Annotated in this window: 16 protein-coding genes; 5 read left to right on the top strand and 11 right to left on the bottom strand. The window is 68.6% G+C overall.

Annotated elements, in window-relative coordinates:
- The 9 genes from uraD to AC07YH_RS19025 form a co-directional block, all read right to left on the bottom strand.
- Entirely contained in the window at positions 1-525 is a 525-nt protein-coding gene (gene uraD, locus AC07YH_RS19065; RefSeq protein WP_494748531.1) for a 2-oxo-4-hydroxy-4-carboxy-5-ureidoimidazoline decarboxylase, read from the bottom strand.
- A complete protein-coding gene (puuE, locus tag AC07YH_RS19060; protein WP_494748530.1) occupies positions 522-1,433 on the bottom strand; it encodes an allantoinase PuuE in 912 nt (303 codons plus the stop codon). The genes uraD and puuE overlap by 4 nt, the downstream gene beginning before the upstream one ends.
- Complete coding sequence (locus AC07YH_RS19055) at positions 1,430-2,650, bottom strand: pyridoxal-phosphate-dependent aminotransferase family protein (RefSeq protein ID WP_494748529.1); 1,221 nt, start codon at positions 2,648-2,650, stop codon at positions 1,430-1,432. The genes puuE and AC07YH_RS19055 overlap by 4 nt, the downstream gene beginning before the upstream one ends.
- Positions 2,647-3,897, bottom strand: a complete 1,251-nt coding sequence (locus tag AC07YH_RS19050) for an allantoate amidohydrolase (protein WP_494748548.1) — start codon at positions 3,895-3,897, stop codon at positions 2,647-2,649. Before AC07YH_RS19050 ends, AC07YH_RS19055 begins: the two co-directional genes overlap by 4 nt.
- A gap of 167 nt (positions 3,898-4,064) precedes the next feature.
- On the bottom strand, positions 4,065-5,159 hold the full coding sequence (locus tag AC07YH_RS19045; RefSeq protein WP_494748528.1) for a mechanosensitive ion channel family protein: 1,095 nt from the start codon (positions 5,157-5,159) through the stop codon (positions 4,065-4,067).
- 49 nt (positions 5,160-5,208) lie between these two features.
- Positions 5,209-5,946 (bottom strand): anti-sigma factor, encoded by a 738-nt coding sequence (locus AC07YH_RS19040; protein ID WP_494748527.1) that lies wholly within the window; start codon positions 5,944-5,946, stop codon positions 5,209-5,211.
- Positions 5,943-6,497 (bottom strand): sigma-70 family RNA polymerase sigma factor, encoded by a 555-nt coding sequence (locus AC07YH_RS19035; protein WP_494748526.1) that lies wholly within the window; start codon positions 6,495-6,497, stop codon positions 5,943-5,945. Before AC07YH_RS19035 ends, AC07YH_RS19040 begins: the two co-directional genes overlap by 4 nt.
- Before the next feature lie 64 nt (positions 6,498-6,561).
- On the bottom strand, positions 6,562-6,966 hold the full coding sequence (locus AC07YH_RS19030; RefSeq protein ID WP_494748525.1) for a DUF2177 family protein: 405 nt from the start codon (positions 6,964-6,966) through the stop codon (positions 6,562-6,564).
- Complete coding sequence (locus tag AC07YH_RS19025; RefSeq protein WP_494748524.1) at positions 6,963-8,003, bottom strand: SAM-dependent methyltransferase; 1,041 nt, start codon at positions 8,001-8,003, stop codon at positions 6,963-6,965. Before AC07YH_RS19025 ends, AC07YH_RS19030 begins: the two co-directional genes overlap by 4 nt.
- A 123-nt stretch (positions 8,004-8,126) precedes the next feature.
- Between AC07YH_RS19025 and AC07YH_RS19020 the strand changes: the two genes are divergently transcribed.
- Together AC07YH_RS19020 and AC07YH_RS19015 are read left to right on the top strand one after the other, a co-directional pair.
- Positions 8,127-9,446 carry an NAD(P)/FAD-dependent oxidoreductase gene (locus tag AC07YH_RS19020; RefSeq protein ID WP_494748523.1) on the top strand — a complete coding sequence of 440 codons (1,320 nt, stop codon included), beginning with the start codon at positions 8,127-8,129 and terminating at the stop codon, positions 9,444-9,446.
- Positions 9,443-10,258 (top strand): DUF1365 domain-containing protein, encoded by an 816-nt coding sequence (locus AC07YH_RS19015; protein ID WP_494748522.1) that lies wholly within the window; start codon positions 9,443-9,445, stop codon positions 10,256-10,258. Before AC07YH_RS19020 ends, AC07YH_RS19015 begins: the two co-directional genes overlap by 4 nt.
- Here the strand turns inward: AC07YH_RS19015 and trmFO are convergent.
- A complete protein-coding gene (gene trmFO / locus AC07YH_RS19010) occupies positions 10,179-11,594 on the bottom strand; it encodes a methylenetetrahydrofolate--tRNA-(uracil(54)-C(5))-methyltransferase (FADH(2)-oxidizing) TrmFO (protein WP_494748521.1) in 1,416 nt (471 codons plus the stop codon). The genes AC07YH_RS19015 and trmFO overlap by 80 nt on opposite strands.
- A gap of 97 nt (positions 11,595-11,691) precedes the next feature.
- Between trmFO and AC07YH_RS19005 the strand changes: the two genes are divergently transcribed.
- The 3 genes from AC07YH_RS19005 to AC07YH_RS18995 all read left to right on the top strand — a co-directional run bounded on the left by AC07YH_RS19005 (position 11,692) and on the right by AC07YH_RS18995 (position 14,404).
- Positions 11,692-12,639 carry a hypothetical protein gene (locus AC07YH_RS19005; RefSeq protein WP_494748520.1) on the top strand — a complete coding sequence of 316 codons (948 nt, stop codon included), beginning with the start codon at positions 11,692-11,694 and terminating at the stop codon, positions 12,637-12,639.
- A 121-nt stretch (positions 12,640-12,760) separates the two neighbouring features.
- Positions 12,761-13,522, top strand: coding sequence for a hypothetical protein (locus AC07YH_RS19000; RefSeq protein ID WP_494748519.1), 762 nt, complete (start codon positions 12,761-12,763; stop codon positions 13,520-13,522).
- On the top strand, positions 13,523-14,404 hold the full coding sequence (locus AC07YH_RS18995; protein ID WP_494748518.1) for a hypothetical protein: 882 nt from the start codon (positions 13,523-13,525) through the stop codon (positions 14,402-14,404).
- 10 nt (positions 14,405-14,414) lie between these two features.
- Here AC07YH_RS18995 and AC07YH_RS18990 read toward each other — a convergent pair whose 3' ends face one another.
- Positions 14,415-15,029, bottom strand: a complete 615-nt coding sequence (locus AC07YH_RS18990) for a glutathione S-transferase family protein (RefSeq protein WP_494748517.1) — start codon at positions 15,027-15,029, stop codon at positions 14,415-14,417.
- Positions 15,030-15,161 lie beyond the last annotated feature (132 nt).

The raw sequence follows: 15,161 nt of genomic DNA, 5'->3' as shown, positions 1-15,161 counted from the left end.
TTATTGCGTCACCGCGTCGAGCAGTCGGAGTTTCGAGATCTGGCCGATCTGGGTGATCGCCTCGGCGATCTCCTCGGCTTCGCCATTGGCGAGGCGCGCCTGCATGGCCGCCAGGATCGAAGCCTTGTCGTTCAGTCGCACGGCGATGATGAACGGGAAGCCGAAACGCTGGCCGTAGGCGGCGTTGAGCTCGTGGAAGCGCGCGAACTCCTCGGGCGTCAACTTGTCGAGCCCGGCGCTGGCCTGTTCGGCGTTGCTCTCGGCGGTCAGCTGCTTGGCGATCGCCGCCTTGCCGGCCAGTTCCGGGTGAGCGCGGATCAGCGCCAGCTTGTCGGCGGTGGTCGCGGCTTGGAGCTGCTCCATCATCGCCGCGTGCATGTCCTCGACGCTGGCGAACGGCCGCTCGCTCCAGGCGCGCTCGACGACCCAGGGGGAGAGTTCGAAGGCGAAGCCCAGAGCGGTGGTGAAACCGGTCTGGTTCATGCTGTTCAGTCGAACCAGGGTCAGGGGCGGAGCACCGCTCATGCTTTGACCTCGTAGGGATGGGTGGCGATCCAGTGGCGGGCGATGTCGATGCGTTTGGCGACCCACACACGATCGTGCTGGGTGATGTGTTCCAGGAACCTGCGGAGCGCCCCGATGCGTCCGGGCTTGCCCACCACCCGGCAGTGCAGGCCGACGCTCATCATCTTCGGCGCGGTCTCGCCCTCCAGATAGAGGGCGTCGAAGGCGTCGCGGAGATAGGTGAAGAACTGCTCGCCGGTGTTGAAGCCCTGCGCCGCGGTGAAGCGCATGTCGTTGGCTTCCAGGGTGTAGGGCACGATCAGCTGGGCGCGGCCGTGCTGGTCGTCCCAGTAGGGCAGGTCGTCGGCATAGCTGTCGGCGTCGTAGACGAAGCCGCCTTCCTGCGCGACCAGCCGCGCGGTGTTGGGACTGGTGCGGCCCTGGTACCAGCCGAGCGGGCGCTCGCCGGTCAAGCGCTTCTGGATGTCGATGGCTTGCTGGATGTGCTCCAGCTCCTGCTCGGCCGTGAAGTGCTGGTAGTCGATCCAGCGATAGCCGTGGGTGGCGATCTCCCAGCCGGACTTCATCATCGCCTCGACCGCGTCGGGATGGCGCTCCATGGCCTGGGCGACGCCGAACACGGTCAGCGGCAGGCCGAATTCTTCGAACAGCCGCCGGATGCGCCAGAAGCCGGCGCGCGAGCCATATTCATAGAGGCTCTCCATCGACATGTTGCGCATGCCCTGGATGGGCTGGGCGCCGACCATCTCGGACAGGAAGAACTCGCTAGCCGGGTCGCCATGCAGGATCGACCGCTCGGCGCCTTCCTCGTAGTTCAGCACGAACTGAACGGCCACGCGGGCGCCGTTCGGCCACTGGGCCTCTGGCGGATGTTCGCCGTAACCGATCAGGTCCCTTGGATAGCTCATGCGAAGACCTTCGCCGCCGCATCGACGCCAGCGCCGGCCGGGGCGTTGAAGCCTTCCCAGCGCAGCACCGCTTCCAGAGCCGCCAGGGTCTGGAGAACCGCATGCTTGCGGGCGTTCACGCCCATGGTGCCGATGCGCCAGATCTTGCCGGCCAGAGGCCCGAAAGCCGCCCCGATCTCGATCTCGAACTCGGTGCGCATACGGGCTTTGACGCGGTCGTAGTCGACGCCGCTTGGGGCGATCACGCCGGTGACGTTGGTCATCTTGTGGGCCTGGTCGCCATAGACCTCCAGCCCCAACGCCTCGATCCCGGCGACCATCGCCGCACCCGCCTGCTTGTGGCGGGCGAAACGGGCTTCCAGGCCTTCCTCCAGCACGATCCGGGCGCATTCGCGCGCCGCGAACAGCATGCTGGCCGCCTCGGTGTGGTGGTTCAGGCGCTTGTCGGACCAGTAGTCCATGATCATCGCCAGATCGAAGTAGTTGGAGGCGATGCGGCGGCCGTTGCCGGTGATGCCGGGACCGGCCAGGCCCTTCTCCACATGGCGGCGGCCGAAGATGTGGTCGGCTGCGCGGTCGCTGATGGTGATCGGGGCCGAGCCCGAGGGGCCGCCCATGCACTTCTGCAGGCCCGCCGTGACGATGTCGGCCTGCCAGGCGTCGACCGGCACGCTCATCCCGCCCAGCGTCGCGGTGGCATCGACATAGAGCAGCGCGTCGTGGCGGCGGCAGATCTCGCCGATGGTCTCGATCGGTTGGGCGATAGTGGTCGAGGTGTCGCCGTGCACGCAGGCCACCAGGCGCGGCTTGACGCGGGCGACGGCGTCCTCGACCGCTTGGGGATCAACGGCCTTGCCCCATTCGCCCTCGACGAAGGTGACCTTCGCATCGCAGCGCTCGGCGATCTCGGCCAGCAGCAGGCCAAAGCGCCCGGCGTTGATGACCACCACGTCGTCGCCCGGCGACAGCGTCGAGACCAGCGCCGCCTCGATCCCGGCGCGCGAGGTGCCGTCGATCAGGAACGTCCATTGGTTCGTGGTCTCGAACACCCCCCGATAGAGGCTCATGGCCTCGTTCATGTAGCCGGTGAACTCGGGGTCGAACTGACCCAGCAGCTGCACCGACATGGCCCGCAGCACGCGCGGATGGACGTTGATCGGGCCGGGCCCCATCAGCAGGCGGGCGGGGTGGTCGAGCTCTTTGAAAGTATCGGTCATGCGCGTTCGCGTCGTTCTAGCTTGTCGATGAAATGGAGCATGGCCTGGGCCGCCAGGGCGCAATCGGCCTCGGTGACGGCTTCGGCCGGGTTGTGGCTGATCCCGCCCTCGCAGCGGATGAACAGCATGGCGACGGGGCACAGATCGGCCATGACCATCGCGTCGTGGCCCGCGCCTGACGGCAGCCGGCGCAGCGGTAGGGAAAGCTCCCGCAGCGCCTGTTCCAGCAGGTCCATCAGCGACGGATCACACGGGCTCTCGGCCAGCGCCTGCATCAGGGTGACGGTCGCCGACAGCCCGCGCTTGGCGGCGATGGCGTGGACTTCGGCGCCGATGGTGATCACCGCCTCGTCGCGCGTCGCGGCGGTCTCGGCGCGGATATCCATCGAGAATTCGATCGCGCCGGGGATGACGTTGAACGCGCCGGGCAGGGCGGTCATCCGGCCGACGGTGCCCACCAAACCATCGGTCCCGGCGCGGCAGATGCGCTCCAGGGCCAGGATCGCTTCGGCGGCCGCCGGACCAGGGTCCTTGCGCAGGTTCATCGGCGTGGTGCCGGCGTGGCCCGCGGTCCCCTCGATCCGAACCATCAGCCGCTTCTGCGCGGCGATGGCGGTGACCACGCCCAGCGCCAGGCCCTCGGCCTCCAGCACCGGACCCTGCTCGATATGCGCTTCCAGGAAGGCCAGGGCGTCTTCCGGCTTACGCGCCGCCGACACGATGTTTTCTGGATCGCCGCCGAACGCCTTCAGCGCCTGCGCGACCGACACGCCCTCGGCGTCCTTCATGTCGAGGGCGGACGCATCGAGCGTCCCCGCAATGGCCCGGCTGCAGCTCATCGAGGCGGGGAAGCGCGAACCTTCCTCGTCGCCAAACGCCACGACCTCGACCGCGAAGGGTAGCCTCCGGCCGGCGCGGTTCAGGGCCTCGACCACGTCGATGCCCAGCATGATCCCCAGCGGTCCATCATAGCGCCCGCCGTTGCGGACGCTGTCGATGTGCGAGCCGATGATCAGCGCCTTGGCGCCAGGATGTTCGCCCTCGTAGCGCCCGATCAGGTTGGCGGCGGCGTCGCGGCGCACGCTCATCCCGGCCTCCAGCATCCAGCCGGACAGCGCGACCAGCGCGGCCTCATGCGCCGACGTCAGGAACCGCCGCGTCAGCTGGCCCTCGACCTCGCTATAGGGCGAAACGCCCAGCAGGTCGCAGCGGGTTTTGGCCCGTATTCCCAAGGTTGGGGCGCCGATGTCGAACTCCGCTGGCACGTCCGCCTTGCCCTCCGTCCCTGGACCCTAGCAGGCTGCGCCCGCCGTTCTTCCCAGACAAGCGCCGGGCGGATCGCTTCCCGCCCAGGCGCCCGCCTGCGCGCCATGTCGAGATGGCGGCGCCTCCTGTTAAGTCATAATTCGCTTACTTACGAAAGGGCGGAGGCCTCGGCCGCCAACGCCAGCCGCCGTTTCGGGAACGCCTCTGGCAGCTCGTCGCGCAGGAAGGCCATCATCTTCTCGCGAACCTCGCAGCGCAGGTCGAAGGTCTTGGGGGCGTTGCGGGCGCTGACCAGGCAGCGGACTTCCATGACCTCGGCGGTCAGGTCGGTGACGGCCAGGTTGACGACCTTGCCGTCCCACAGGGGCGAGGCCTTGGCGATCTCCTCCAGCTTGGCGCGCAGCCGGTCCACGGGGGCGGCGGGATCGACATAGAGCATGGCCGTGCCGATCAGGGCGGCGCTCTCGCGGGTCCAGTTCTGGAACGGCGTCTGGATGAAGTAGCTGAGCGGCAGCACCATCCGTCGCCAGTCCCACAGGCGCACGACGACATAGGTGGCGTTGATCTCCTCGATATTGCCCCACTCCTTCTCGACGATCACGGCGTCGTCGATGCGGATCGGCTGGGTGACGGCGATCTGGATGCCGGCGATCAGGTTGGTCAGCAGGGGCTGCAGCGCCAGGCCGACGATCAGCGACGCCGCGCCGCCGGCCGCCAGCAGGCTGACCCCCCACTGGCGCACGCCGGGGATGGTCATCAAAGCCAGGGCCAGGGTGAAGATGCCGACCAATATGGCCATCGCCCGGCGCAGGATCCTCACCTGGGTGACGTGCTTGCGGGCCAGCAGGTTGTCCTCGACATCGACCTTGAAGCCGCGCAGGTAAAGCGCCGCGCCGATGTCGAGCGCGGTCATGGCCATCCAGCCCAGCAGCAGGATGAACAGCACCAGCAGTCCGTGCTTGGCGGTCGCGGCCTGGCCGGCGGTCAGCGGCGCGGCCGATACGGCGGGGCCCAGGGCCGCGACGATGAAGGCCAGGCGCGTGGGCCGGCGTGTGCGGGCGATCAGCGGCTGCCAGAACTCGCTGTGGCGGGAGATGGCGTGCCGGACGGCTTGAACGACGACGGCGTGGACGCTCACGGCAATGATGACGGCCAGGCCGATCAGCACCGTGCTGACCAGCCATGGCGGCGCCCAGCCGAACATCTGGGCGGTGTCGGTGAACCAGGTCTGTACGCGGGTCATGCCCGCCCGAACGCCTCGGCGGCCAGAAGGCTCCGACTACAGGCTCCGGCTATTCGGTCTGTGCGAACTTGCCCGCCGCGCGAACCGAGCCGGTCGGCGCGCCGCTGGGCGAGCCGCCCAGGGGTTCGTCGGTGACGGCCAGGGTGGCGGTGTAGTGGCCCGCGCCGGACAGGCCGGCGGGGACGGCGATGCGTGCGGGCGCGTCCTGCGGGATCACGCCCAGCGAGATCGGCTTCTGGCCCTCGGGGATGATCCACAGCTCGGCGTCACGCTGGGCCGGCATCTTCATCGAGACGGGCGTCAGGATCAGTTTGCCGGCGGCGTGGTCGAGGGTGGCGACCAGGGCGGGCTGCTTGGTCGTCGGGTCGGCGATCAGCGCCACTTCCGCAGGGGCCGGCGGCGGCTTGGCCGGGGCGACGGCCGGCGGCGGGGCCGGGCGGGGCGTGATGACCAGGGCGACGACACTGGCCGCCGCCAGGGCCAGGGCGCCGGCCGACGCGCCTTGCCACAGGCGGACATTGTTCCAGGCCGAGGGCTTCTGCGTCGCGGCGGCGCCGACCAGGTTGGCGATGCGCGGCCAGACCGTCGCGGGCGGCTCGACCGGCGGGATACGCTCGGCCAGGTGCGCCAGGCGGCCTTCCCACCATTCGACGGCGCGGGCGAAGGCGGGCTCAGCGGCGATCCGGCGTTGGGCCTCGGCGCGCTCGTCGGCGTCGAGGACGCCCAGGGCGTATTCGCCGGCCAGGGGACGGTCTTCGCCGTCGTGCGGGGGCAGGGCGTCGGTCATGCTTCGAGGCACGCGCGCAGGCTGATCAGGCTGCGCCGGATCCAGCTTTTCATGGTGCCCAGCGGTACGCTCAGCATATTGGCCAGGGCCTCATAGGTGACCCCTTCGAAGAAGGCGGTGCGCACGGCGCCGGCGTGTTTGGGGTCCAGCTGGTCCAGGCAACCTTCGAGGCGGCGGCGGTCGTCCTCGTCCTCGATCAGGGTCGAGGCCAGGGGCGCGCCGTCGGGCAGGGCCTCGGCCTCGTCGACCACGGTCATCACGCGACCGCCACGGGCGCGGATGCGGTCGATCGAGCGGTTGCGGGCCAGACTGACCAGCCAGGTGATCGGGCTGGCGCGCTCCGGATCGAAGCGGTCGGCCTTGTTCCAGACGGTGAGATACACATCCTGAAGCACGTCTTCCGCCTCCTCGCGGTCATTCAAGATACGGAGGCAGACGCCGAACAGTTTCGCGGACGTGTGGCGATAGACGTATTTCAGGGCGTCGGGATCGCGGTTGGCGACGCGCGCAATGGCGCGCGACAGCAAGGCGCGGCTGGTGTCGGCGTCCATCAAGCGTCCTTACGAAATCCCATGCGCCGGACGCTCGCACGGTCAATCCGGTCTGGCAACGGGACTATCTCCCCATCGCGCGCATGACCGCGTAGCCGGCCGAGGCCGCGGCGGTGGTCACAAGGGTTCCCCAGGCCATGTCGACGAGGGTGATGGTGGTCGACCAGGTCTTCAGCGTCGCCTGATTGGTCAGGTCGTAGGTGGCGTAGGCGACGAGGCCGAAGGTGATCGCGTGAGTCAGCAACCGCCGCCAGCCGCCTTCCCGCAGAGCCGGCTGGATGGCCAGGATGACGATGGCGGCGACGTACAGCAGGTAGAAGACGACGGCCGGGGCAAGCGACGGCTTGGCGGCCAATAGTTCACCGATGCGCGGCTGATAGAGGCGGGGAACGGCCAGGGTCAGCCAGATCCCATCCAGGGCCAGCATGGTCAGGGCGGTGGTCGCGTAGCCGGCGGCGAGGCGGATCATCGGGCGATCTCCGCGACGGGACGCAGGCGGTAGTGGCTGACGCCCCATTCCTCGCCGCCGCGATGGCCGAACAGGCCGGCGGTGGCCAGGAAGAACAGGCGCCAGCGCCGCCGCCAGACGGCCGCGTCCTTGCCGTAGACCTCGCTCAGCACCGGATCGAGCTTGTTCCGGTTGGCGTCCATATTGGCCAGCCACTGGCGCGCGGTGCGGGCATAGTGCTCGCCGCTCCAGCGCCAGTCGGCCTCGACGGTGAACAGGTCCGGGAACTGCCGCGCCAGGTCGTGGCTGGGCATCACCCCGCCGGCGAAGAAGTACTGAGCGATCCAGTCGGCCGGGTCGCCGGTCTCGAACCGGTAGGGCGTCGTGCGGTGGGTGAAGACGTGCAGGAACAGCAGGCCGTCGGGCTTCAGCCAGCCACGCACCCGGGCCAGCAGCGCGCGCCAGTTGGACATGTGCTCGAACATCTCGACCGAGACCACGCGGTCGAAGCGGCGATCGGTGCTGAAGTCGTTCATGTCGGCGGTGACGACGGTCAGATTGGTGAGGCCTCGGGTGGCGGCGCGGGCCTCGATGAAGGCGCGCTGCGAGGCCGAGTTGGAGACGCTGACGATCCTAGAATTGGGATAGCGCTGGGCCATCCATAGCGACAGCGAACCCCAGCCGCAGCCCAGCTCCAGCACATCCTGACCGTCGCGCAGGTCGGCGTGGAGGGCGGTCTCGCGCAGGGCTTCGGCCTCGGCATGTTCCAGCTTGGTCGCGCCGGGCGGATAGAGACCGCTGGAATATTTCAGGTTGGGGCCCAGCACCGTCTCGAAGAAGGCGGCGGGCAGTTCGTAGTGCTGGGCGTTGGCGTCGTCGGTGTGGGTGGCGATCGGATGGCGGTCCATGTCGCGAGCGAACAGGGCGGTGGCGTCGGCGGGCGCGTAGGACAGCCTGCGGCGGACGTCGCCCACCAGCATCTCGATCGCGGTGCGCGACACCAGGTCGGGCATCGGCGCGTCCTCGAACGCGTGGATCGCCGCCTTCATAAAGCTCATGGGCCGTCCTCTTCCCTGTTCCGGGGATAGCTACGCGCGTCCTGCGCGAACGGATGCGTCCGTTTGTCGCGACCATCCGTAGCTCCTCCCGAAGCGTCGCTCGGACGCTGTTGGGAGATCGCCTTGGCCCACGTCGCGCCTCGCCTGTCCGTCGCCGTGGTCGGCGCCGGGATCTCGGGACTTTCCGCCGCCTGGCTGCTGTCGCGCGGTCACGACGTAACGCTGTACGAGGCCGACGACCGGCTCGGCGGCCACGCCCATACGGTGAAGGTGGACGGCACGGCGATCGACACCGGCTTCATCGTCTACAACGAGCCGAACTATCCGAACCTGACGGCGCTGTTTGACTATCTTGGCGTCGAGACCCTGCCGACGGACATGTCGTTCGGCGTGTCGCTGGACGGCGGGGCGCTGGAATATTCCAGCACCAACATCCTGGCCCAGAAGCGCAACGCCCTGAACCCGCGCTTCATCAAGATGCTGCTGGACGTCATGCGGTTCTACCGCGAGGGCCGGCGCATCCCACCGGAGCTGGAGGCCGGCGGCCTGTGCCGGCTGGACGACTATCTGCGTCAGCAAGGCTTCGGGCGGGCGTTCCAGGAGGACCACCTGTTGCCGCAGGCGGCGGCGATCTGGTCGACCTCGATGAGCGATATCCGCGAGTTTCCGGCGGCGGCCTTGCTGCGGTTCTTCGACAATCACGGCCTGATGTTGCCGGTCGACAAGCGACCGATCTGGCGCACGGTGGCCGGCGGCAGCGCCCGCTATGTCGAGAAACTGGCTTCAGGGATCTCGGGAGACATCCTCACCGGCCGGCCGGTCAAGGCGATCCATCGGCACGCGGATGGCGTCTCGATCGAGGATATGGCGGGCCAGACGCGGCGCTACGACCACGTGGTGATCGCGTCCCATGCCGACCAGGCGCTGGCCATGCTCCCTTCGGCGTCCGCCGCCGAGCGCGAACTGCTGGGCGCCTTCCGCTACAGCCGCAACCGGGCGGTGCTGCACACCGACCAGGGCCAGATGCCGGTGCGCCGGGCCGCCTGGGCCAGCTGGAACCACGTCGGCCGGCGCGGCGAGGACGGCGGGGTGACCTACTGGATGAACCGTCTGCAGCCGATCGGCGAGGCGCCGGTGTTCCTGTCCCTGAACCCGGACCAGACGCCCGGCGGGCTGCTGCACGACCAGGTCTACGAGCACCCGCTGTTCGACGGCCCGGCCATGCTGGCGCAGCGCAAGCTGTGGTCGCTGCAGGGGCGTCGGCGGACCTGGTTCTGCGGGGCCTATTTCGGCTCGGGCTTCCACGAGGACGGCTTGCAGGCGGGTCTCGCCGTCGCCGAACAACTGGGCGGCGTCGATCGACCTTGGGTGACATCCAAGCCGTCGAGCCGCATCTTCCTAGAGGCTCCGGCCGTCGAGGCGGAGCGGGAGCTGGTCGCATGACCCTCCGGTCGGCGCTCTACAGCGGTCATGTCGTCCACGAGCGGATGCGGCCCAAGCGCCATCGACTGCGCTACCGGGTGTTCATGCTGCTGCTGGACCTCGACGAGATCGACGGGCTGGACCGGACGCTGAAGCGGTTCTCGCGCGGGCGTTGGAACCTGATCGGCTTCCACGATCGCGACCATCTGGAAGACTCCCAAGTGTCGCTGAAGGACACCGTGCTGGACAAGCTGCAGGCGCAGGGTCTGGAGGCCACGCGGGTCAGCGTGCTGGCCATGCCGCGCATCCTGGGCAAGGGCTTCAATCCGCTGAGTGTGTTCTTCTGCCACGACGCCGACGGCAAGCTGGTCGCCACAGTCCATGCCGTGCGCAACACCTTCGGCCAGCGTCACGACTATGTGCTGCCGGCCCGGCGGATCGTCGGCGGCTGGATCGAGCAAGGCGCGGCCAAGGCGTTCTACGTCTCGCCGTTCCTGCCGATGGACCTGCGCTACGCCTTCGAGATCGCGCCGCCGTCCGAAGCCGTCCACGTCGGCGTCGACGTGCTGGACGAGGATGGCCTGGTGCTGGCCGCCACCTTCTCGGGCGAGCGCCGCGACCTGACCGACCATACCATTTGGCGGGCGCTGACCAGTCATCCCTGGCAGGTCGCCGGCATCCTGGCGGCGATCCATTGGGAAGCGCTGAAGCTCGTCTTGAAGGGCTTCCGCTACTTCCCGCAGGACGTCGCGACTAGAGGCCGGCCCACGCCTCCAGGTCCTTCAGCGCGCGCAGGCTCATCAACCGTTTCTTGGCCCGGCCACGCTCCTTGAGCGGAATCTTCTTGCCGTCCTCGTCGACCTTCGGCGCCTCGAGCGGCGGCAACAGGCCGTAGTTGATGTTCATCGGCTGGAAGCTGCCCGGACCGTTGCCGGCTTCCAGGTGGCCGCCGGTGATGTGCTCGACCAGAGCGCCCAGAGCGGTGGTCGGTGGCGGGGCGTCGATCGGCGCGCCCTTGCGGTCGGCGGCGGCGAAGCGGCCGGTCAGCAGGCCCATGGCGGCGCTCTCGACATAGCCCTCGACGCCCGTGACTTGGCCGGCGAAGCGCAGGCGCGGCATGACCTTCATGCGCAGCGACTTGTCCAGGAGCTTGGGCGAGTTGATGAAGGTGTTGCGGTGCAGGCCGCCCAGACGGGCGAACTGGGCGTTCTCCAGCCCCGGGATCATCCGGAAGGTCTCGGCCTGGACGCCGTGCTTCAGCTTGGTCTGGAAGCCGACCATGTTCCACAGCGTGCCCAGCGCATTGTCCTGGCGCAGCTGGACGATGGCGTAGGACTTCACCGTCGGATCGCGCGGGTTGGTCAGGCCGACGGGCTTCATCGGGCCGTGGCGCAGGGTCTCGCGGCCGCGTTCTGCCATCACCTCGATCGGCAGGCAGCCATCGAAATAGGGGACGTTCTCCCACTCCTTGAACTCGGACTTGGGGCCGTTGATCAGGGCGTCGATGAAGGCCTCGTACTGTTCCTTGTTCATGGGCAGGTTGATGTAGGCGGTCGCGTCGCCGCCGGGGCCTTCCTTGTCGTAGCGCGACTGGCGCCAGGCGACGTCCATGTTGATGGACTCGAAGTGGATGATCGGCGCGATGGCGTCGAAGAAGCTGAGCTGACCTTCGCCCGACAGCTCCAGGACCGCGTTGGCCAGGGCCGGCGAGGTCAGCGGGCCGGTGGCGACGATGACGCTGTCCCAGTCTTCGGGCGGCAGGCCGGCGATCTCTTCGCGGACGATGGTGACCAGCGGGTGGGCCTCCAGGCGGCGGGTGACTTCGGCCGAGAAGTTGTCGCGATCGACGGCCAGGGCGCCGCCGGCCGGTACCTGATGCTGGTCGGCGCAGGACAGGATCAGGCTGTCCAGCTTGCGCATCTCGGCGTGCAGCAGGCCCACGGCGTTGAACTGCCAGTCGTCCGAGCGGAACGAGTTGGAGCACACCATCTCGGCCAGGCCGTCGGTGTTGTGGGCGTCGGTGGTGACTTTGCCCGTGGCGTCGTCCTTGCGCATCTCGTGCAGGACGACGGGCACGCCGCTCTGGGCGATCTGCCAGGCGGCTTCGGAGCCGGCGAGGCCGCCGCCGATGATGTGGACGGGCTGAAGTTGGGTCGAATTCGTGGTCATGGCCGGGCGTATACCCCCGGCTGTCGCTCGGCGAAACCTGCTGGTAGTGTCGCGAGAGGGGGCGGGTCCTTCGCGCCTGGCGAGCATGGGTGGGAACATGGCGAGCTTTTCCGTGGGCGAGGCCGCGACGGCCGGGTTCGGCGTCATCGCGCGCAAGCCGTTGGCGGTGCTGGCCTGGGGGCTGCTGCTGCTGGTCGCCACGGCGGCGCCGATGTACCTGCTGCTGATGTTCCTGCGGCCGGACTTCGCGCTGCTGATGCAGATGGGCGCCCAGGATGGCCCCTCGAACGATCCCGACCTGCTTCCCCGCCTGATCCGCATGCAGTCGGGGATGATGCTGTTCCAGCTGGTGTTCTGGCTGTGGTCGACGGGCGTGAAGGCGGTGATCTGCTCGGCGGTGTTCCGGGCGGTGCTGGAGCCGAAGGAGTCGCGCTTCGCCTATCTGCGGCTGGGCCCGCAGGAGGGCTGGCTGACCCTGCTGTTCCTGGTCGAGTACGTGCTGGCCTATATCGCCATCTTCATCGTCGCTCTGTTGGGCATGGTGCTGGTGGCGATCGTCGGCGTCGGGGCGGGCGGTAATTCGGTGAGCGCGATGTTCGGGACGGCGATCGTCGTCGGCCTGGCGGCGCTGGGCCTGTTCCTGTGGCTGGCGCTGAAGCTGTCGATGGCCGCGCCGATGACCGTCGTCGATCGGCAGTTCCGGCTGTTCGAGTCGTGGACCTTCACCAAGGGTCATGTCTGGCGGCTGCTGGGCATGTCGCTGCTGCTGCTGGTGTTCCTGATCGGCATCGAGGTGGTGTTCTGCGGTCTGGTCATCGGCGGGCTGTTCTCGCTGGGCGGCCAGATGAGCTGGCTGTTCGAGCCGGGGGCGGTCCATGACCTGCTGCGCGAGACGCCCAACGCGATCGTCCGCAAGCTGGGCCCGGCCATCGCCATCGCGGGCACGTTGCTGGTGGCGTTCTCGGCCGTCGTCAGCGTGGTGTTCTGCGCGCCTTGGGCCGTGGCCTACAGGGCGCTGCGCGGCGAGGCGGCGACCTCGGCGTAGCGGCGGCGCTACGGCCTTCCGGAAATCCGCTCCCGTCCGCGCGACGCCATCGCCAGAACCGTGGCGAGGCCATAGATTGCGCGGATCGCGACGACTCGGCGCGCAAGAGGGACTTGATCGGATGACGGACGGATCGGCGACGATCGGCGCGACCCTGCGGGCGGGCCTGTCCGACGTGGCCAGCGCCGCGCGCGACTGCTGGGCGGCCTTGGCGGTCGCGGCGGCGATCAGCGTCGCCGCCAACGCCATGCCGCCGGTCGTGAAGATCCTGGCCGTCCTCCTGCCCATCGTCATCGCCCAAGGCGCGTTGTTCCGGCGCGCTTTCGGCCGCGAGGCGGGACTGAAGGGGCTACGCTGGGGGCGCGACGAATGGCGACTGCTGGCCGCCCAGCTGATGATCTGGGCGCTGTTGTGCCTGATCGGCGCGATCCTGATGGTCGTGGTCGGCGGCGTCTCGCTGGGCGTAGCCCGCACCGCCGCACCGGACTTTGATCCTAGCACCATCGCGGGCTGGCAGGGCGCTTTCGCCAGCGCCGGCCCGGCGGGTTTCGTGCTCAGCCTGGTTCCGCTGGCAAGCATCGCCATCATGATCTGGCTGAGCCTTCGCCTGTCGCTGTCGGCGCCGGCCACGGTCGAGCAGTCGGGCGTGCGGGTGCTGAGCGCTTTCGCCTTGAGCAAGGGTCGAGTGGGAACCCTGCTCGTGGTCGGCTTGGCCATCGCAGCGCCGCTATTCGTTCTCAACGCCTTGCTCAGGCTCGCGCCCGGCCAAGCGCTGGGGGGCCCGGCGATCCTGGCGGCGGCTTACTATTTCTATGGCGCGCCAGCCTGGTCCGGCGCCCTGGCCCATTTCTACCGCGTCAGCGCGGTCACGCAGGAAGCCTAGATGTCCGTCCGCCCCGTCGACGCCGCCCTCGAAGGCCTCCAGACCATGCGGCGCAAGCCGCTGGCCGTGTTGGCCTGGGCGACCTTCTCGCTGGTCATGCTGCCGATCCTGGGCCTGTTCGTGAAGATCGTGCTGGGCGAGGAGGGCCGGGCGGCCCTGGCCGGTCGCGTCGGCTCGGCCGATCCGCGCGAAATCCTCGACCTGATCACCCACCTGGGCGGCGTCATGGTGATCCTGATCGCCGTGGCCCTGTTCCTGTCCTCGGTGCTGCAGGCGGCGATCATCCGTTCGGTGATCGACCCCAAGAACAGCCGCTTCGCCTATCTGCGCCTGGGCAAGGAAGAGCTGCAGCTCTTGATCGTCTCGCTGATCACCTGGGCCGCGGCCCTGGGCGTGACGGTGATCCCGTCGGGCGCGGTGGTGCTGGGCGCGTCGCTGCTGTCGGGCGCGGCGGCCGGCTGGTTCGCCACCCTGGGCGCCCTGGCGGTGATCGGTCTGTCGCTGTGGGTGGCCGTGCGCCTGTCGCTGCTGGGGCCGCACGCCTTCTCGCATCACCACATCGACATCCGCGAGGCCTGGGTGCAGACCCACGGCCAGTTCCTGCGGCTGCTGGGCATGTACGTTCTGGCCATCGTGCTGTCGGCGGTGGTCTCGGTCGTCCAGGCGATGGTGTCGGGCATCGTTGGCAATGTGATCGGCGGCGGCGTCGATCCAATGGGCGGCGTGGCGGGCAGCCACCCGCGGCTGATCCTGACGCTGTTGGCCCAGTTGCTGCTGGCGCCGATCTTCCTGACCCTGCAGACCGTGATCCTGGTCGCCGCCCCGGCCCGCGCCTTCGCCCAGCTGAACCAGGACGAGATCGACGCGGGCCTGCACGACTAGGCGCCAAGACCTAGGCCGAGGCGGAGGGCCTCGCCGCCATGCGTTCACGCCAGGCCAGCACGTGCCTGGCCTCGGCCGGTGTGTGCAGTCCGGTGAAGTCGGCGAAGTCCAGGGTGGTCTGGGCGGTGATGTCGGCCATGGTGTAGGTGTCGCCGGTCAGGTAGGGCCGCCCGTCGGCCAGTTCGCGGTCGAGCCACAGCTGGGCCTTCTCGACCACTTCGCGGTTGGACTCGCCGAACTCGACGTTCTGCTTCAGCAGGCGGGCGGTCAGCGGGTGAGCGTGACGCCAGAACATGCCGACAGGGACCATCAGCCGGAACTCGGCGCGCCGGGTCCACATCTCGACCTGGGCCTGCTCCAGCGCCGAGACCCCGAACAGCGGCGGGGAGGGGTGCAGCACCTCGAAATAGCGGCAGATGGCGACGGTCTCGCTGATCGTCGTCCCGTCGTCGAGCTCCAGGGTCGGCACCTGGCCCAGGCTGTTGCGCGCCAGGTGTTCGGGCGACCGGTGGCCGCCCTGGCGCATGCCGATCTGGATCTCCGGGACCTCGACGCCCTTCTCGGCCAGGAATATCCGCACGCGACGCGGATTGGGCGCGGGCATGGCCTCGCCATAGAGCTTCATGATGTCCTCCCCAGGATCGTTTTCAAACGAACGTTAGAGGGTGTGGCGGCCCGTTCGCAACCCTCACCGCAACTTGGGTGAAAATCCCACGTTCGGCCCTGTCGAAGCATCGCGAACCTGTCTAGTTTCGTG

It is taken from the genome of Caulobacter sp. GW456-12-1-14-TSB4, from assembly GCF_059424195.1.
This window is presented reverse-complemented; position numbering and strand designations above follow the sequence as displayed.